The sequence below is a fragment of the Pseudomonas sp. CYM-20-01 genome, assembly GCF_023169845.1.
In the GTDB taxonomy this organism is placed as follows: domain Bacteria; phylum Pseudomonadota; class Gammaproteobacteria; order Pseudomonadales; family Pseudomonadaceae; genus Aquipseudomonas; species Aquipseudomonas azotoformans.
In genome coordinates this window covers 4,860,354-4,878,117 of the sequence record NZ_AP025169.1, presented here as the reverse complement: position 1 = coordinate 4,878,117, position 17,764 = coordinate 4,860,354, and the positions used below count along the sequence as shown (strand labels likewise).

Below are 17,764 nucleotides of genomic sequence, written 5' to 3'. Positions count from 1 at the left end.
CCTGACTGGGCTCAAAGTGGTTTGCCGAGAGCGGCGGTGGGCACGCCGCTCGCTGGCTTCAATGCGGCAGAGGGGGACGTCTTGGCAAAGAACACCAGGATCGCGGCGAGCACCGAGGTGCCGGCCAGGCCATAGAGGCCGCCCTGGATCGAACCGGTGGTCTGCTCCAGGAAACCGAAGGTGGTCGGCGCCACAAAGCCGCCCAGGTTGCCGATGGAGTTGATCAGCGCGATCACCGCAGCGGCGATGCGCACATCCAGGTAGCCCTGGGGGATCGGCCAGAACAGTGACGACGCCGACTTGAAGCCGATGGCCGCAAAACAGATCGCCACAAACGCGAAGATCGGCCCGCCCGTGGTCGACATGAACATCCCCGCCGCTGCAATCAACAGCGCTGCCGCGACCCAGGCCTGCTGGAACTTGAATTTGCCCGAGAGCGAGGCGAAGGCGTACATGGCGATGATCGAGATCAGCCACGGGATCGAGTTGAAGAAGCCGACCTGCACATCACTCAAATCGCCCATCTTCTTGATGATGCTCGGCAGCCAGAAGGTAGCGGCGTAGATCGTCAGCTGGATGCAGAAATACAACGCGCAGAACAGCAGGATCTGGCGGTCCTTGAGCAGCTTGCCGAGGGTCGGCTTGACGCTGGTGAGGGCTTCGCGGTCGCGTTGTTCCTGGTCGATGGCATTGACCAGTGCGTCCTGTTCCTCGCGGGTCATCCATTGGGCGTCGTGGGGTTTGGAGTCCAACCAGAACCACACAAAGAACCCCAGCGCCACCGAGGCCAGGCCTTCAATGGCAAACATCCATTGCCAGCCATGCAAGCCAAACCCTTCGATCTGCAACAGCGCGCCGGAAAGCGGACCGGAAATCAGCGACGCGACCGCCGAGCCACTGAGGAAAATCGCAATGGCTTTACCACGCTCCACACCGGGCAACCAGCGCGTGAAGTAATAGATCACCCCCGGGAAAAAGCCGGCTTCAGCCACACCCAGCAGGAAGCGCAGGATGTAGAAGTGGGTTTCGTTCTGGATGAACGCCATCAGCGTGGCGACGATGCCCCAGGTGAACATGATGCGGGTCAGCCAGATACGTGCGCCAACCTTTTGCAGCAGCATATTGGAGGGCACTTCGAAGAGGGCGTAGCCGATGAAGAACAGCCCGGCGCCGAAACCATAGGCCGCAGCGCCGATGCCCAGGTCGTGTTCCATGTGCGTGCGCACAAAGCCGATATTGACCCGGTCGATGTAGTTGAGGATGAACATGATCACGAACAGTGGGAGCACATGGCCCTTCACTTTGCTCACGGCGCGCGTGAGGACTGGATCATTTTCGAGTGTGGCAGATTCGTGGCTTGAAGTGGTCACCATTCAAAACTCCCCCTGATTGTTTTTATGCGGGTGTGTGTGTCTTGTTGATAGACATCATACAAGTTGATTTATTTTTTTCGCAACAGTATTGGGGTTTTTTGATTTTTAAAATGCGTTTTTAGTGTGTTGTCATACAAGTGGATTGTTTTTTTGACATCAAACATCCTGAAGACGCGACGGGCAGGTGGGAATGTTAAGCTTGCCGCTGCTCAACCCTGTGGACACGTAATATGCCCATCGATAATGGAAGCTCTGTCCGCAGACGCTCCACCAACCTGGCCCAAGGCGTGGTCGACGCGTTGACCCAGCGCATCCTGCTCGGCCAACTCAAACCCGGTGAAAAACTGCCCTCGGAATCCACCATCGTGCGCGAACACGGCGTGAGCCGAACGGTGGTGCGCGAGGCTATCTCCAAGTTGCAGGCGTCCGGCCTGGTCGAGACCCGCCACGGTATTGGCACCTTTGTGTTGGAGCAGCAGGCCCAGCAGGGGTTGCGCTTGCACGTGGACACGGTGGCCAGCGTGCGCAACATGCTGGAGTTGCGCCTGGGCCTTGAAGTACAAGCCGTTGCTCTGGCGGCGGTTCGCAGGACCGACGCCCAACTGGCTCACATGCGCCAGGCCCTGGACGACTACCAGGCTTCCCTGGCCAATAACGACAGCTGCGTGGAGGAAGACAAACGTTTTCACCAACTGATCGCCGAGGCCACCGGCAACACCTTCTTCACCGAAATCATGCTGCACCTGGGCAATGCGATGATCCCGCGTACCCAGGTGAAGAACGATGAACGTGGCGGCGCCGATTTTGCCAAGCTGGGGCAGTTGGCGAACCTGGAGCACGAGGCAATCTTCAACGCGGTCAAGCGCCAGGACCCGGATGCCGCCCGCGCCGCCATGGTGTTGCACCTGACCAACAGCCGCGATCGGTTTTCCGGGGAGCAGGGCCGTTGAACGAACACACCTTATCCCAGCGCCTGGAGCGCGTGGCCGCCAACGTACCGGCTGGCGCGCGACTGGCCGACATCGGTTCCGATCACGCTTACCTGCCGGTGGCGTTGATGCGCCGAGGTGCGATCACGGCGGCGCTGGCGGGGGAGGTCGCGACCACGCCCTTTCATGCGGCGCAACGTACCGTGCGCGACAACGGCCTGGAGCAGCAGGTCACCGTGCGCCTGGCCGATGGTCTGGCGGCCATCGAACCCCATGACGGCATCACCGCCATCAGCGTCTGCGGCATGGGCGGCGAGACGATCCGCGACATTCTTGAAAACGGCAAACTGCACCTGAGCGGCCAGGAACGCCTGATCCTGCAACCTAACGGTGGCGAACAAGCGCTGCGCCAATGGCTGATGCACAACGGTTACTCCATCCTCCATGAAGAGCTGCTGCGCGAGAACCGTTTCTACTACGAAATCATCGTCGCCGAGCGCACCGGGCCGGTGGCCTACACCGCCGAACAGCTGTACTTCGGCCCCCTGCAAATGCAGGCGCGTAGCCCGGCGTTCCTTGCCAAGTGGCAGCGCCTGTTGCAGCAAAAGCACAAGACCCTGGCCAGCTTCGAGCAGGCGCGGCAGGCAGTGCCGCCAGACAAGTGGCAGGAGATTTCCCGACAGGCCAGGTGGATAACCGCGCTGCTGGCTTGATCTACCCTCATTCAAACCTGATGACCAAGGAAAACCACCATGGCAGACGCCATCGACCCCACTTTCTACGACCGCGCCGACGCGCATATCGAGCTGTCGAACGAGCAGCTCCAGACCCACGAAAACCTCGGCCAGGTCAGCGCCTCGATGATGTTTGGCACCACGCGCTTCAATGCCTGGGCCAGTGCACGCAACTTCAAGTCCGGAGCTGAAATGGCCGATGCACGGGAGGCCATGTTGAAGTACTTCTGCGATCAGTACCGGATGATGCTTGAGGATAATCTGGATGATCACATCAATAACTTCAGCCGGTACATGGCCGGGCAGGCGCAAGGGTAAGCGAGGCTGTCGGGGGTTGAAAATGTGGGAGGGGGCTTGCCCCCGATTGCGGTGGGCCAGCGAAGAATGTGCTTAATGACACACTGCCATCGGGGGCAAGCCCCTTCCCACCTTGGGTTTGTGGCGTGGTTACATATCTGCGCGCAGTGATGGGTGCTTTCGCCCCATTTCAGGGCGCTTTGCGTGCACCGTCAGTGTGCCACCCCGCCTGTATCCGGCCTCTCCACCAGCGGCCCACATCTTGCTAGTGCCTTCCCAATCAATGACATGGCATTTTGCCGTTAGTCATTTCAAGGCTTCACCCAGCGGTGCACCGCCTGGGTCGTTTTTGGGGAGTGTTTGCACATGCACAGCCTTTTATCACCGGGTATCCGCCTGCTGGGGCGGTTCGGCTTTGCGCGCAAGTTCCAGATTCTGTTCTTCCTGTTCATGCTGCCCCTGGCGGGCAGCCTGTGGATGATCGGCGCGGACTATCGAGACAAGCTGACCGTGATTTCCAGCGAGCAATCCGGCGTTCGCCAACTGCTGGCCCTGGATGGGCTGGACGGCCAGTTGACGGCGCAGCGCAACCTGGCCGCGCGCTGGAAAGCCGCCGACATCCTGCACGCCCCGACTCCGGCGGCGAAGGCGGCGATGGACAAGGTCGATGCGAATTTCCCGCTGATCCTGCAGAGCCTGCAAACCCTGGGGGATTCACTCAAGGCCCAGCATGCCGGCGCCGACGTGCTGGCTCGCTTCGAAGCGTTGCAGGCCACGGTCAAGGGCATGGACTCCCAGTCCCTGCGCACCGTGGGCTGGTGGCCGGACGGTTACGACCGTTTCACCTCGGCCCTGACCGCCATGCAAACCCTGCGCGAACAGATCACCCTGGACGCCGGCCTGATTCTCGACCCATGGCTGGAAACCTACCTGTTGATGCAGATGTCCACCCAGCACACACCGGACCTGATCGAGCGCATCGGACGCATGGCCAGTGTCGGCCAGTCGTCCATCGCCTCGGGGCAATTCACCTTGCAAAGCCGTTTGCAGATGCGTGATCTGCGCGGCCGTATCGGCGATGCGCGCGACCAGTTGGTCAAGGCGGCGGCATCGCTCAAGGCCAAGCCGTACGCCGGCCTGGAACCCTGGACCACCCAGTACGACACCAGCCTGCAACGCCTGGACAACCAACTCAAAGTACTCGACGACGGCGTGTTCGGCGGCACCATCAAGCTCGACACCGCCGCCTTCGAAACCAGTGTCGACGGCATGCTTGACAGCCTGGGTGCGCTGCGCAACCAATCCCTCGATTCGCTGGATGCGCGCCTGGGTCACTACCGCGATCGCTCGTTGCAGAAGTTCGTCCCCGTCGCGGCGACATTCAGCCTGCTGGCCCTGGCCGCGTTGTACCTGTTCATGTGCCTGCAAGCCTCGATCCGCCGCAGTGCCAGCGGCATCACCACCCTGGCCGAGTCCCTGCGCGACGGCAACCTGTGCGTGGAGGTGGCGGTGGAAGGGCGCGACGAACTGGCGGCCATCAGCACCGCGCTCAACGTGGCGGTGGTGCAACTGCGCACCAGTCTGCTGGGGGTCAACCACGAGACGCAGCAGCTCGGCTCGGCGGTGCTTACCCTCAATTCGCAATCGGGCAGCACCCTCACCGAAGTCGAAGACCAGCAACACCAAATCAGCCAGATTGCCGCCGCCGCGACCCAGCTGGCGGCGACCTCCCTGGGCGTCGCCAAAAGCTGCGAACAGGCCTCGGGCAGCGCCCAGCAGACCCGGCGTATTGCTGAAGACAGCAGCCGCGATAGCCAGCGCACCACGGCCAGCATCCAGCAGCTCAACCAACGCCTGACCGACACCGCCGATGCGCTGGAGCAAGTCAGCCAGCAGGGCCAGCAGATTCAATCGGTGGTCGACACCATTCGCGGCATCGCCGAACAGACCAACCTGCTGGCCCTCAACGCCGCCATCGAAGCCGCGCGCGCCGGCGAGCAGGGCCGTGGTTTTGCGGTGGTGGCCGATGAAGTACGCAGCCTGTCGCAACGCACCCAAGCCTCCACCGCGCAGATCGCCGGCACCGTCGACAGCCTGCGCGCCACGGTCAGCCAGGCGGTGACCCTGATGGGCGCCGCGTGTGAACAAGCGCTGACGGATGCGGAGTCCGTCACCGGGCTGGGCACCCGTTTGGGCGAGATCGCCGGGGCGGTGCAGCACGTGACCGACACCCTGGCGCAGATCGCCACCGCCGTCGAGGAACAAGCGGCGACGGCGGATGAAGTGAGCGGCAACATCCAGCAAGTGGACCAGGCCGCCGGGCGCTTGCTCGACGGTGCGCGGGCAGTGAACCGCGCAGCCGATACCCTGAGCAAAGGCAGCCAGGCACTGAGTGACAACACTGCGCGGTTCCGCCTGGGCTGAGCTGTCTTCCAAACAAACCAGATCCTATGTGGGAGGGGGCTTGCCCCCGATTGCGGTGTACCAGTCAACAGATTCAGCGACTGACACACCGCATTCGGGGGGCAGCCCCCTCCCACATTTTGTCCTGCGCTGTTTTCAGTATCGGGTCAGGTCCTCCTCCTGCCGCCGTGTCCTCAGGCGATCTTCACATTCATGGTGATCTTCGCCGTAAACACCTTCACCCCGCCCTCATCGAAAATATCCACCGGCACGATCTTGTCGCCAGCCGTTGCCCAGTCAATGCCACTGCCATCCGCCACCGCACGGATGTTCGACTTGGCCTTTGCCAGGTACTCCACGGTCATGCCCTTGGGAATCCATTTGGCGCCTTGGGGGATCGACACATCGGTCATCGTGCCACCGGCCAGTTCCGCTGCGTTGCACAACGCAATGGCATGCACCGAGGCCAGGTGGTTGGTGATTTCCTTGCGAAACGGCACGTTGACCACCGCATGGCCTGGGCGCAGTTCGGCGATTTCAGGGTTGATGGTGCTGAAGTAGGGCGCCACCTGGCAGGCCATCTGGCTGAAGGCGGCTGGACCTGCGCTGTTGAACATGCTGAGAAACTGACTCATGGATTTCCTCCGGATAGGTTTACAGAATAATATTCTGTGACGGAACAATATTCTGTAAATCTCAAGAGTGTCAAGCCATGCCTTCTCTCGCGGCTGCCGTACCTTTAGACTCCGCACATTTGGCGAGCGACTTCATGCACGCACCTGATCTGATCGAGCGCACCTTCCCGGGCCGGCGCAGCGACCTCAAGCGCAGCATCCTGCGCGAGGCCCTGGCCTGCTTTAACGAAGTGGGTATTGAAGCCACGAACATCGAAACCATCCGTGCGCGGTGCGACACCAGCGTGGGCGCCATCTACCACCATTTCGGCAGCAAGGAAGGCATCGTTGCCGCGCTGTTTTTTGCCGCGCTGGAGGACCAGGCCGTCCTGCGTGAGCACTACCTGACGCAGGCGCAAACCGCCCAGGCAGGCGTGGAGGCACTGGTGCGCAGCTATGTGGAGTGGGTGGACGCGCAACCCGACTGGGCGCGCTTTGTGTTCCAGAGCCGTTTCGCCGTGGCCAACGGTCCGTTCAAGGATGAATTGCTCACCCGCAACAAACAGCGCAATCGGCAGTTGACCGAGTGGATGAGCGAGGCGGGCCGCGCTGAAGCGTTCAGCCACATTCCCGCCGAGCTTTTGCTATCGCTGATCATTGGCGCGGCAGAAAACTACGCCCGAGCGTGGTTGTCCGGGCGGGTCAAGAACAGCCCGAATGACTACGCGCAGTTACTGGCCCAGGCGGCGTGGGCGTCGATCAGCCAAACGCCTCCACAATAAACGCCTCGAGTGTCTTCTCTTCCAGGATCTCCATGGAAAAGTGCCCGAAGCGCTTGGGCAGCCAGATAATGCGCCCGCCGGAAGGCGACTGCAGGTTCTCGCGGGCCAGGGGCACACCGTTTTCATTCTCGGGCTGCACACCGGCGGCGATCAGCTCGTCATAGGCGACCTCGATGTCCGGCGTGGTGTAGCAATGACGGTAAATCATGCCTTCGCCGTGGGCGTCCAACAGCTCGCGCAGATTCCCGGCAATCGGCTGCACCAGCATGAACCGCTCTTGCCCCATCAGCACCACGGCATAACGCACATGCAAACCGCCGCGCTCCCACACAAAGGTCTTGGAGATGCGTGCCTTGAGGATGTTTGCGTAATAGGCGCAGGCCTCCTCGAGGTTTTCGACCAGTATGTCGACGTGACTGAACTTCAGGTCCATGGAGGAACTCCTGTGGAATCGATCCCCATGGTAACCACGAGTGTTTGTCGCGTTGAAATTTAATTGTCGGCACTCCCGGCCGCTGGCGTAGTCTGTTTCCAAGACATCCCTCTCGCCCTGCGGAGCACGCCATGATCATCGTCCATCACCTCAACAACTCACGTTCGCAACGCATCCTGTGGCTGCTCGAAGAACTCGGCCTGCCTTACGAGATCAAGCGCTACCAGCGCGACCCGAAAACCAACCTAGCGCCGCCTGAACTCAAGGCCATCCACCCGTTGGGCAAATCCCCGGTTATCGAAGACGGCGGCCAGGTGTTGATCGAGTCCGCTGCGATTATCGACTACCTGATCCGCCATCACGGCCAGGGCCGCCTGCAACCGGACCCGGCCAGCGCTGCCTATGACAGCTACGTGCAATGGCTGCATTTTGCCGAAGGCTCGGCCATGTTGCCGTTGATGCTCAACCTCTACGTCGGCCGCCTCGGCGATGCCGGTGCGCCGTTGCATCCGCGTATCGAATCGGAAGTGGCCAACTATTTGGGTTACCTGAACGACGTGCTGGCCGATAAAGCGTACCTGCTGGGCGACGAGCTGAGCGGTGCGGATATTCAGATGAGCTTTATCGGCGAAATCGCCAAGGCCCAGGGCAAGTTGCAGGCCTACCCGCACCTGGCGGCGTGGGTAGAAACATTCCAGGCCCGACCTGCCTATCGCAAGGCGGTGGAGCAGGGTGGGGAGTATGCGTTTGCCAAGTGACTAACGCTGCTGCAACGCCACCTTCAGCCCCAGCCCCATAAACAGCGTGCCGATGATTTTTCCTTCCCAGCGCCGCAGTTTGGACAGCCCCTTGATGCCTCGGCTCAAGGGGCGGATGGCGAGGGCGAGCAGGCTGGTGTACACCGCACTGAGCACCGAGAAAATCAAACCCAGCACCGCGAACTGCACCAGTGATGAGCCGGCTTCCGGGTGCACGAATTGCGGCAGGAAGGCCAGGAAGAAAATCGCGGTTTTCGGGTTGAGCAACTCGGCACCGACCGCCTGGAAAAACGCCTGGCGCGGCGTGACCGCAGGCAACGTCAGCCCTTTCTGTGTGCCGGTCTTGGCCATGAACGCGCGGATGCCCAGGTAGATCAGGTAAGCCGCGCCAGCCCACTTCACCGCGTTGAATGCGGTAGCCGAGGTCATCAGGATCGCGGACAAGCCCAGTGCCGCGCCCAGGGTATGCAGCAGGTCGCCGCACGCCACCCCCAGGCCGGTGGCGACCCCGACCTTGCGGCCGCCCTGCACGGTGCGGGTGATCACCAGCAACACGGACGGGCCGGGGATCAGGAACAGGCCGATCACGACGGCGATATAGGTGATGAGGGCGGCGAGTTCAAACATGATGGGCACTCTCGGAACGGGGCTCGACCACCAGTTATCCCCAACTGAACGTCGTTTACAACTGTTAACGGATTCAACGGCGCAATCGCTATAGGCTTTGCGTGGTCCTTCAGGAGTCCTTGACCATGAACCTGCGAGCTGTCGTCGCCACGCTGTTTGCCTTTGCCCTTTTGCTGCCGTCACCGGCCGAAGCCTCGGCGCCTATCACCCGTGTCGCCATCTACCGTGGCCCGGCAGGCTGCGATGATTGTTCGGAAAACGTGGCAAAGGCCCTGCAGCGCATCAACCCCAACTACCGTATCGACTTCGTGGGCGCCGACGAGCCCATCGACATCACCCCGCAAACCCTGGCGCGCTACGACCTCTACGTGCAACCCGGCGGCGGCCAGGACATCCCCGGCGCCCTGCGCAGCCTGGGCGATGCGCGCAGCGAGGCGATCCGCGATTACGTGGCCAACGGCGGGCGCTACCTGGGCTTGTGCATGGGCGCCTACCTGGCGGATGACAGCAACCTCGGCCTGATCCCCGTGGACCTCGACGGCGAAGCCGGCCGCCCCGGTTTCGAAGTGCCCGACAGCGCCGACGCCGCTGTGCAGGTCACGTGGGACGGCAAGCCTGACCAGGTGTTCTTCCAGGACGGTCCGTATTTTCCCAAAGTCGCGCCCTACACGGCCATCGCGACCTACCGCAACGGCGACGTCGCGGCGGCGCGGTATACCTTCGAGAAAGGCGTAGTGATACTGAGCGGGCCCCATCCGGAAGCCAGTGCGCAGTGGTTCGAGAACGCCGAAATCCCGTTGAGCCAAATGCCCCGGGGCGACCTGTTTGGTTCGCTCATACGCCACTTCTAACTGCCCCCTAATCCCTTGTGGTGAGCGGGCTTGCTGTGGTTGTTCAAACTTATCTGTGGTGAGCGGGCTTGTTGTGGCGAGCGGGCTTGCCCCGCGTTGGGGCGCGAAGCGGCCCCAGACCAGGCACCGCATTCTGTCTGAAAGAATGCGGTGTATTTATTGGGGCGGCTGCGCCACCCAACGCGGGGCAAGCCCGCTCACCACAACAAGCCCGCTCGCCACAACAAGCCGGCTCATCACACGTTGAGTGCGACTGCGGCTAAACACAACGGGCGATCAGTCGCCGCTTCGATGTGTTCTTGCGTGGCGTGGAGCCCTAATCAGCGCACAACGTCCAGCGTCTGGATTTCATTCACATAGTGGGTCTGGCTCGACGTCGACTCCAGCGTCAGGGCCACCCCCAGGTCCTCGATAAACGCGCGCGACGACGTGTAGCCGTCCTGCTCGCAGGCCAGCCGGATGGCATCGCCCGTCAACGACGCAAACACCTGGCGCGCCGGGAAGCGCTCGCCGACTTTGCAGGTCAAGGTGGTTTCGGTCGGTTTGTCAGTGGGCTTGACCGGCACATTGGCCATCTTCAGGTGCGCACTCAGGGTCTGGCCCGGTGCCCAACTGGTCGGTAGTTTGACCTCGGCCTCGCGGGTCTGCAGCACCTGGCCTTCGCCCACGCCGTTCATTTTCGATTTCAGCTGGATCAGGTCTGCCAGCATTAAACGGTCCACATTGAAGGCGTTGCCATAGGCCTCATTCTTCACCAGCAAACCGCCCTCGGCCTTGAACCGGATCGTGATCGGCGCGTCCTTGCCCGCGTCATTCTTCGACAGGTAGGTGTAGCTCAACGTCTTGAACCTGGGCTGCAACAGCGGCGCGTCGAGGCCCTGGAGCACAGTGGGCGGCACCGGCACGTCGGCGAGATGGGTCTCGGCCACCGTGCGCGGGTAATCCACCGGCGCAATGTCCGGCCGCAGCAGTGCGACCAAGCCGGGAGTCACCCCGCCCTGCACCGAACAGCTCACACGCGAGTGCGTGCCCTCCGGCTCCACGATCAGCACCCGCTCCACATTGCGCAGCCCTGGCGCCTTGCCCGGCATCGGCTTGATCGCCTGCCAGCTGTTGCCCACCTTGAGCTCGCTGCGCGTGTATTGCCCTTCGCCTTTTTGCAGCGCAGCGGGTTGGTCCAGCAGTGCGGCAAAGCGCTGCGCGACCTCATCAATGTTGCCGTCCACCGTGAAACCCCAGAAGTAATACAGGCCCAGCGGGCCGAGATCGCTGACCTCATCGTTGTAGGACAGCAACTTCAAGCCGGCGATGGCCGGCGCGCTTACCGGCACGGCGGTGGCCTTGGGGTCGGTGCGATCGCGCACCGCGATCCAGCTGAAGTCCTTCTCTTGCTTGAGCGGGGCGTAGGCCTGCCAGGCGTCGCGGTGGGTGTTCAGGCTGCTGAAAAAACTTGCGTCGCAGCGGGTGAAGGCCTTGAGCGTGTCGACCAAAGCGGCGTCGTCGGCGTGGGCCATCGAAGGCGACAGCAGGGCAGACGCAAGCAGGGCGGCGGAAAGCGGCAACTTCATGGGGCGGGATTTCCTTTTCAGCGGGCGGAGAACAGGGCGAGGCATTATCCAGCAGTTGGGCGCCAGGCTCTAGTTGGCTGAGCGGGTCAGGCGCAAACGCCAATTGCCGCCGTGCTGGGCTCGGCAGGCTTCTTCGGAGTCAAGGTGAACGCAGCGCGGCAACGGCACGGGTGGGATTTGCGCATCGTGCAGGGCTGCGGCCGTGAGTTCGCGGATGCGCGCGTCCAACCCGGTCGCCACCGCGTGGTCTTTGTTGGCGCGGGTGTCGAAGACCCAGGTGATGCGCAGGCTTTGAGGGAAGTCGGCGTAGTTGACCGTGTGCGTCAGCCATTCAAACCCCGGGATTTCAGCCTTCGCCGTTTCGCAGGCGTCAGTCAGTGCAGCGACCAGTTGGCGTTCGATACCAACGGTTTCACGTTTGGACAGGGCCATGTATAGCTCCGAATGCAGATCAATTGTAGGAGCTGTCGAGCTTCAGCGAGGCTGCTATGGGATCACCTCGGTGTCCAGATAGCGCGACGCGACAGGGCTACACCTGAGCTCTAAGCGCACTGATGATAAACCCATGCAGGCTGTTGACCGCCTTGGATCCGCGCGAAGCCCGACTACGTAGAATCGACACCTCCATCGGTTCGATAGCGCCCAGGCCGTGTTCGCTGCTCAAGACCTGCAAGGACGGCTGCACGGTGCACTCTGTAATCGCAGCAATCGCCAGCCCACCTTCCACGGCGGCGAGCTGGCCGGCCAGGCTGGAGCTGTTGTACACCACCTTGAACTGGCGGCCCTGCTGCGCCAGTGAATTCACCGCATACCGGCGCGCCAGGCTTTCGCTTTCGTAGACCGCGATAGGCACCGGGTCGCGGCGCCATAGTTCGAATTGCGCGGAGCCGACCCACACCATCGGCTCCTTGAACAGAAACGTCCCCGTGTGCGGCGAGTCCCTGGACACCAGCGCAAGATCAAGATCGCCGCTGCGCAAACGCGGGATCAGCGCGGTCGACTGTTCACAGGTCAGCTCGATGTCCACCCCCGCATAACGCGGCGCAAAACGTTTGAGCAGCGGCGTGAGGTATTTGGCCGCGTAGTCCTCGGCAACCCCCAGGCGGATGCGCCCGGTCAACGCCTCGCCGTGAAACGCCGCCTGGGTCTCGGCGTGCAAGGCGAGCATGCGACGCGCATAGCCCAGCAACGTCTGGCCGTCATCGGTCAGTTGCAGGTGCCGCGGGCCACGGTTGAGCAAGGGCCGGCCCAGGGCCGCCTCGAGTTTTTTCATCTGCATGCTGACGGCGGACTGCGAGCGGTTCACCTCATGGGCCGCCCCCGACAGCGAACCGGCATCCACCACGGCGACGAAGCACTTGAGCCAATCGATCTGCAAATCGCTGGAAGACATGGCGGTTACCTTTATTCGTTAATCGAATGGCTGCGACGTGAATTATGCGCTTTTCACGTTCGTTGTTCATTCGCAAGATAGCAGCCAGAACCTCCCCATTGTGGAACTGCTCATGCCCTTTGAAACCTGGTTGCTCTACCTGATCACCTGCTGCGGAATATCCGTGGTGCCAGGCCCGAATGCGTTGCTGGCGCTGACCCATGGCGCGCTGCACGGCAGTCGCAGAACCCTGTTCACCATCAGCGGCGGCGTGCTCGGCTTTGCCCTGGTGCTTGCGCTGTGTGCGCTGGGCCTGGGCGCACTGATCCAGGCCTCGGCCACCGCGTTTACGGCCTTGAAGATTGCCGGCGGGCTCTACCTGATCTGGCTGGGCTACGGGCTGTGGCGCGCCGCCCCCGTCAGCCTGGAAACCCCGGCCACCGCCAGCCTGCGTCGCTGGTCGCTGTTCCGCCAAGGGTTGGTCTCGGCCCTCTCCAACCCCAAGGCGCTGCTGCTGTTTACCGCGTTTATCCCACCCTTCCTCGACCCCCACAGAAACATCATCACGCAGACCGCCATCATCGCGCTGACCTACGCCGTGGTGGAGTTCGTGGTCGAATACCTGGTGGCCAGCGCCGCGCACCGGGTGCGGCCATGGCTGGCGCGCACCGGGCGGCGGTTCAATAAAGTCTGTGGCGGGTTCTTCGTGTTGTTCGGGGTGGCGTTGCCGTTGCACAGCTGAGGGCGAGACGTGGCTCAGAAGTTATCGCCCCAGTTGCACAACTTGCTCTCACCCAACGGCACCCGAGTGCCCTCAGTCTTGCCGACCAACATGCGCTTGAGCGTCACCCCGCACTTATAGCGACCCGCTGCATCCAATTCGTAATCCATCCCCGCCTCGGGCACGAAAGTGAACATGTTGTAGCAACGATTGCCGATGTAATGAAACGCGATGGGCTGCCCGGCCGGCACCCGCAGTTCACTCATCACCGTGGCCTCCGAAGACCGCTGCACGGGCGCCATGCCCAGGCTTTCGCCGTTGCGGTCTGCGTAGCCCTCTCGGTTGGCCACCATCACCCCCGCGCCGGGCAGGCGGAAGTTGATGCAGTTGGAATTGGGCACGGCGCGCACCATGCCATCGCTCATCACACGCAGGCGCACGGTTTCAGCGCTGGTGGGCGTGGCGTAGGGCGTGGAGAAGGAGCGCACATCCGTCAATGCGCCGCAGCCGGTGAGGGCGGCGAGAAGGGTGAGGCCGATGAGCGGTTTGAGTGGGCGCGGGGAGGTGAGCATGGTGTCGATTCCATTCGTAAGGGGGTCGATAAGCGTGCCTGAGTGAGTGGCGCAAAAGGCGCCAGTGTAAACGTGGTAAACCAAATCCGTCGCCTTAATCCCCCGTGTGTAATCGTGGGGTGGTCCGAAGGCTCCTGCGCACTTATTCTCTTGCCTGCGCAAAGGGTCTACTGCCTTACCCCACGGCGCGGGTTATGGGCATGGCGCTATTTCAGTGGGGATTGAATTGCAAACGTGAGGGCACCGAGGGTGAATAAAGCGCAATTGACCGCGCAGGGCGAAAGGGCTTCACACGGGCTGTTTGCGTGGAGCCAATTTGTCGCGCACACCGAGTTCCTGTGGCAGGACACCACGCTGGTAACCGACGCTGCCGCCTGGCAGCGCCAATGGTTCGAGCTGGAAATTATCAATGGCCTGGCGTTGGCCGAGTGGGAAGAGCAGGGCAGGCCGGAGGATTTCTCAGCCCGCTGGCGCGAGGGCTATCAGCAGGAAGCCTTTGGATTGGTGAATGAGTTGCTGGCGCTGATCCCTTCATCCCCGGATTGAGGCTGGGAGGTGGCTGGCAGAAATAGAGGGCAGGCTACCATTATTGAAAACGTGGTCTGACCCCTATTCTTCCCATAGCCAAGGAATGCGCCAGTAATTCAAGGACTTAAGTCAATGCCAGTTTCCATCGCGAACTTCTTCTACCCATACGTAACCTTCCTCCATGGCGCGGCGTACAACCTGCACCAAATTTTGGAAGGCCTGGACGTTGTGTCATCAAGCTTCACCGAACGTGACACCGCTGGGAAAATCATTGGCAGCTATTGGTCACCCGATCAAGCAATGGTGATCACGCTGGGCTACCTGATGATGCTGTCACTGTTGGTGATTCCATTGCTGGCAGCTACAGCCTATACCGTGGGCAAGAGGCAGGGCCTACTTATCTACTTGGGAATCTTGCTCCTACCAGGTGTGTTGAGCTGCCTCGGCCTATTCCCGACAATCAATTACCTGCCAACGCGCTACACCATCCATGGCGTGGGGAAACTCGGCAGTGAGATTGGGCTGATTCCCCTATTGATGCTGTGCGCCATCACCGGCTGGGGCATCATGGTTCTCGCGTATGACAACCTCAACCTTACCGAACGGTTCCGCCAGATCTACGACCATTTCTGGTTCCCGCTGGCATTGGTCGCTGCAGTGTTCTTCGTAGCAGACAACGGTGCCAGCGAGGACAACGCCATGCTCAAGGAGGCGACGTCAGGCATCCAGGACGCCAGCGGCTACTTGTTGAGCCAAATCAGACGCTATGACGACTACTGCAAGGCCAATGGACTGGATGATTTGAAGTCGTGCCAGTGGAGCCGCTATTCGCAGTGGACCTTCACCAACATCAAAGAAGGTGAAGCCAGCGAATTCATCGAGTTCGCGCCGAATGACTCCAAAGGGTTTTACTCCGCGAGTCGCTGGGTCCTGAGCGATGAGGATGTAATCGCTATTCGCAAAGAGATCGCCGACTACAATCAAACGCTATGTCCGGTGAAGTACTTATCGGGCGACATTTCGCAGTCATCGCCGCTCTCAAGTACCTGCGAGTATGTCCCCCACCACTTTTGCATGGCGAAACCGGATGGTCCCGCGGGCCTTGTGGATGATCGTATCGGCAGCCAAACCGTGGCATTGGCGAGCGAATGCATCATTCCGCGGCTTGCTGCTGCTAAGCCCTATTTGAAGCAATTGTCTGCGCTTGTGGGTCAACATGATCAAGCCAAGAATCATCGTTGGCTGTACTTCCTGGCTGTCGCTGTAGCGATTGGGGCAAAAGTGGCTCTGGCCACTACCAAGCTATGCCTGATGGATGCGCGACCTGAGGCTGACAGGCGTCGCGTCTTGCGCGCGGTTCGATTCCGGGCAGGCCAGTGCATGCGTTTACTGAAACGTCTGACGGTCAGTTCCAGCCGATGGGTAAGAGGCGTTGCAAGCCGTGCTGCCAGACGGTTCAAACGTGGGAAGCGAGGAGGGGCCCGCGCCTAATGCGAGTGACAGCAATCACCCCTGCCGCCGGCACTGACATGGACGAAGCAGGTCAAGCTTGATTCTCTGCAGCGAGCCACTCGCTTCTCGACATCTCCCATATTTCAACCTGCATGGGCCCGGAGACAAAATGTCCGTCCCGCGTCCCGATCATGCGCATTCCTTCATGTTGAGAGATCTTGCGTGAAGGGTGGTTGAGGGCGGCCTTGGGCACCTGCATAACCGGGCGCAATAATGTTTCGAACCAATAAGCGTTGACGACCTTACACGCTTCGCGCATGTAACCGTTCCCCTGATACTGCGGAGCGAGCCAGAAGCCTCTATGGTTGCCAGGTTGGTCAAACAGGCTGATGCTGCCGATGCTGCACTCGGGTTCAGCGCGCAAGCGAATCATCCAGTGCCATTCTCGCCCTGACGCCATGGCAGGCAGAGCTACATCACGCACGTAAGTCAGCCCGCCATCAGGTGGATATGGCCATGGTACGCTGTTGTCCAGATACCGGACGACCTCCCATTGCGGGAACAACTGCTGCACCGCCGTCGCATCAGTCAATTGAAGCGGCGTCAGGATCAGGCGGTTAGTGCAAAGCGTGGGAAAACAATCCATTGCATGAAACCCTCTGTGCTCGGGGTAGCTTGTCTGATCGGTACTTTCTCAAACCATTGGCTCTAGTGTCGAGTGTTCACTTCTGGTCGGTTGTGTTGAACGGAATTGGGGGCAGACCAGCATTCTTGAAAACGTGGTCTGACCCCAATTCTCCAATTCTCCGCGAGGGCTATCAGGAGGAAGCCGTTGAACTGGTGAATGAGTTGCTGGCGTTGGTCGCTGATCCCTACATCCCCGGATAGAGACCGGGAGGTGGCTGGTAATCCGGGTCCTCGAAGCGACTATTGTTGTAGTGGGTTTTGGCGGTGGGGCCGACAGGCGAGTAAGTCACCTGCGGATTAGGCGTGAGATGCCATCCCGCCCCCGCTTTATCGCGCTCGATCAGCGAGGGCCTGGCCGTGCAGGTGCCGCTGGAGCCCGACGTCAGGCTGAACTGATAGTAACGCCCAGCCTGCGGCGTGAACTGCACCGTGACAAAACAGGATTGAGTGCGCGGCCCCTCCCAGAACAGCCCCACATGGGTTCCGATGCCGGGCCGCACGCGGGTTTCATAATAGTCGTACGTCAAATGCTGCCCGGCTTTAGGCATGCCCTGATCCTGCGTATGGATGAAGGGCAGCGGCCCGCTGCGGATGACACCGCCCGAGCGCATACCGTTTTCGTATTGGTAGATATCGGCGTGCTGCGTGAAATTGACGATGCGTACCCAGGCGGGGTTCGGCTCGTTGTCGGGGGCGGTGAAGTAATGGGTCTGTGGGAAAAACTGGCAGCCGGCAAATAGTGGCAGGATCAACAGGCAGAGCGTGGGGCGAATCGACATGGCGCGAGTCCTTTGCAGCGTTGTGCTACAGACCGCAAGAAAACAGGTGCATTCCGTAGCCGACGCAAAGTGGGTCAGATCGCGGTTGTACCGGCGATGTCAATTTCAGCAACAACAAGTCCCACAGCAAGCGGGTTGGTCAGGGGGAATAGGGGGAGGCACACCATTATTGATAACGTGGGCTGGCCCCAATTCTCCATTCTTCGGCTACGTAATCGTCCAGACACTCCGGCAGCAAGGTGACTTGCGTCCGAGCCTCACCTTCAATAAATCGCTTCATGATC

20 protein-coding genes and 1 pseudogene are annotated in these 17,764 nt (G+C 61.1%); 10 read left to right on the top strand and 11 right to left on the bottom strand.

The window, feature by feature from the left end; genetic code table 11:
* Positions 1 to 11: 11 nt before the first annotated feature.
* Positions 12 to 1,373 carry an MFS transporter gene (locus tag M2497_RS22035; protein ID WP_248483183.1) on the bottom strand — a complete coding sequence of 454 codons (1,362 nt, stop codon included), beginning with the start codon at positions 1,371 to 1,373 and terminating at the stop codon, positions 12 to 14.
* Positions 1,374 to 1,603: 230 nt separating this feature from the next.
* Here M2497_RS22035 and M2497_RS22030 point away from each other — a divergent pair, with 230 nt between their 5' ends.
* The 4 genes from M2497_RS22030 to M2497_RS22015 all read left to right on the top strand — a co-directional run bounded on the left by M2497_RS22030 (position 1,604) and on the right by M2497_RS22015 (position 5,757).
* Positions 1,604 to 2,323 carry a FadR/GntR family transcriptional regulator gene (locus M2497_RS22030; RefSeq protein ID WP_248483181.1) on the top strand — a complete coding sequence of 240 codons (720 nt, stop codon included), beginning with the start codon at positions 1,604 to 1,606 and terminating at the stop codon, positions 2,321 to 2,323.
* Positions 2,320 to 3,015 carry a class I SAM-dependent methyltransferase gene (locus M2497_RS22025; RefSeq protein ID WP_248483179.1) on the top strand — a complete coding sequence of 232 codons (696 nt, stop codon included), beginning with the start codon at positions 2,320 to 2,322 and terminating at the stop codon, positions 3,013 to 3,015. Before M2497_RS22030 ends, M2497_RS22025 begins: the two co-directional genes overlap by 4 nt.
* A 39-nt stretch (positions 3,016 to 3,054) precedes the next feature.
* Complete coding sequence (locus M2497_RS22020; RefSeq protein ID WP_248483177.1) at positions 3,055 to 3,354, top strand: DUF3144 domain-containing protein; 300 nt, start codon at positions 3,055 to 3,057, stop codon at positions 3,352 to 3,354.
* 345 nt (positions 3,355 to 3,699) lie between these two features.
* Positions 3,700 to 5,757 (top strand): methyl-accepting chemotaxis protein, encoded by a 2,058-nt coding sequence (locus M2497_RS22015; protein WP_248483175.1) that lies wholly within the window; start codon positions 3,700 to 3,702, stop codon positions 5,755 to 5,757.
* 173 nt (positions 5,758 to 5,930) lie between these two features.
* Here M2497_RS22015 and M2497_RS22010 read toward each other — a convergent pair whose 3' ends face one another.
* A complete protein-coding gene (locus M2497_RS22010; RefSeq protein ID WP_248483173.1) occupies positions 5,931 to 6,371 on the bottom strand; it encodes a hotdog fold domain-containing protein in 441 nt (146 codons plus the stop codon).
* Positions 6,372 to 6,505: 134 nt separating this feature from the next.
* Between M2497_RS22010 and M2497_RS22005 the strand changes: the two genes are divergently transcribed.
* Positions 6,506 to 7,132 (top strand): TetR/AcrR family transcriptional regulator, encoded by a 627-nt coding sequence (locus tag M2497_RS22005; RefSeq protein ID WP_248483171.1) that lies wholly within the window; start codon positions 6,506 to 6,508, stop codon positions 7,130 to 7,132.
* Here the strand turns inward: M2497_RS22005 and M2497_RS22000 are convergent.
* Complete coding sequence (locus M2497_RS22000) at positions 7,110 to 7,565, bottom strand: VOC family protein (protein ID WP_058425639.1); 456 nt, start codon at positions 7,563 to 7,565, stop codon at positions 7,110 to 7,112. The two genes, M2497_RS22005 and M2497_RS22000, sit on opposite strands and share 23 nt — an antisense overlap.
* 131 nt (positions 7,566 to 7,696) lie before the next feature.
* On the opposite strand from M2497_RS22000, the gene M2497_RS21995 reads away from it, so the two are divergent.
* The gene (locus M2497_RS21995) at positions 7,697 to 8,323 is read left to right on the top strand and encodes a glutathione S-transferase (protein WP_248483169.1); all 627 of its coding nucleotides are present in this window, start codon (positions 7,697 to 7,699) and stop codon (positions 8,321 to 8,323) included.
* Here M2497_RS21995 and M2497_RS21990 read toward each other — a convergent pair whose 3' ends face one another.
* Positions 8,324 to 8,950: a LysE family translocator gene (locus M2497_RS21990; protein WP_248483167.1), complete on the bottom strand. Its 627-nt coding sequence runs from the start codon at positions 8,948 to 8,950 to the stop codon at positions 8,324 to 8,326. It abuts the gene before it with no gap.
* A gap of 125 nt (positions 8,951 to 9,075) precedes the next feature.
* On the opposite strand from M2497_RS21990, the gene M2497_RS21985 reads away from it, so the two are divergent.
* Entirely contained in the window at positions 9,076 to 9,801 is a 726-nt protein-coding gene (locus M2497_RS21985) for a BPL-N domain-containing protein (protein ID WP_248483165.1), read from the top strand.
* A gap of 320 nt (positions 9,802 to 10,121) precedes the next feature.
* On the opposite strand, the gene M2497_RS21980 is transcribed toward M2497_RS21985, so the two are convergent.
* The 3 genes from M2497_RS21980 to M2497_RS21970 all read right to left on the bottom strand — a co-directional run bounded on the left by M2497_RS21980 (position 10,122) and on the right by M2497_RS21970 (position 12,762).
* Complete coding sequence (locus M2497_RS21980) at positions 10,122 to 11,369, bottom strand: hypothetical protein (RefSeq protein ID WP_248483163.1); 1,248 nt, start codon at positions 11,367 to 11,369, stop codon at positions 10,122 to 10,124.
* A 69-nt stretch (positions 11,370 to 11,438) separates the two neighbouring features.
* A complete protein-coding gene (locus M2497_RS21975; protein ID WP_248483161.1) occupies positions 11,439 to 11,801 on the bottom strand; it encodes a hypothetical protein in 363 nt (120 codons plus the stop codon).
* Between the two features lie 97 nt (positions 11,802 to 11,898).
* Complete coding sequence (locus M2497_RS21970) at positions 11,899 to 12,762, bottom strand: LysR family transcriptional regulator (RefSeq protein ID WP_248483159.1); 864 nt, start codon at positions 12,760 to 12,762, stop codon at positions 11,899 to 11,901.
* Between the two features lie 112 nt (positions 12,763 to 12,874).
* Here M2497_RS21970 and M2497_RS21965 point away from each other — a divergent pair, with 112 nt between their 5' ends.
* Entirely contained in the window at positions 12,875 to 13,483 is a 609-nt protein-coding gene (locus M2497_RS21965) for a LysE family translocator (RefSeq protein WP_248483157.1), read from the top strand.
* 14 nt (positions 13,484 to 13,497) lie between these two features.
* Here M2497_RS21965 and M2497_RS21960 read toward each other — a convergent pair whose 3' ends face one another.
* Complete coding sequence (locus M2497_RS21960) at positions 13,498 to 14,034, bottom strand: hypothetical protein (RefSeq protein ID WP_248483155.1); 537 nt, start codon at positions 14,032 to 14,034, stop codon at positions 13,498 to 13,500.
* 249 nt (positions 14,035 to 14,283) lie between these two features.
* On the opposite strand from M2497_RS21960, the gene M2497_RS21955 reads away from it, so the two are divergent.
* Together M2497_RS21955 and M2497_RS21950 are read left to right on the top strand one after the other, a co-directional pair.
* Positions 14,284 to 14,580 carry a hypothetical protein gene (locus M2497_RS21955; protein WP_248483153.1) on the top strand — a complete coding sequence of 99 codons (297 nt, stop codon included), beginning with the start codon at positions 14,284 to 14,286 and terminating at the stop codon, positions 14,578 to 14,580.
* A gap of 114 nt (positions 14,581 to 14,694) precedes the next feature.
* Positions 14,695 to 16,053 (top strand): hypothetical protein, encoded by a 1,359-nt coding sequence (locus M2497_RS21950; protein ID WP_248483151.1) that lies wholly within the window; start codon positions 14,695 to 14,697, stop codon positions 16,051 to 16,053.
* A gap of 52 nt (positions 16,054 to 16,105) precedes the next feature.
* On the opposite strand, the gene M2497_RS21945 is transcribed toward M2497_RS21950, so the two are convergent.
* The 3 genes and pseudogenes from M2497_RS21945 to M2497_RS21935 all read right to left on the bottom strand — a co-directional run.
* The gene (locus M2497_RS21945; protein ID WP_248483149.1) at positions 16,106 to 16,660 is read right to left on the bottom strand and encodes a GNAT family N-acetyltransferase; all 555 of its coding nucleotides are present in this window, start codon (positions 16,658 to 16,660) and stop codon (positions 16,106 to 16,108) included.
* Between the two features lie 226 nt (positions 16,661 to 16,886).
* A complete protein-coding gene (locus tag M2497_RS21940; protein WP_248483147.1) occupies positions 16,887 to 17,480 on the bottom strand; it encodes a hypothetical protein in 594 nt (197 codons plus the stop codon).
* Positions 17,481 to 17,679: 199 nt separating this feature from the next.
* Positions 17,680 to 17,760, bottom strand: a pseudogene (locus tag M2497_RS21935) (hypothetical protein); the annotation flags it as partial.
* Between the last annotated feature and the right edge of the window lie 4 nt (positions 17,761 to 17,764).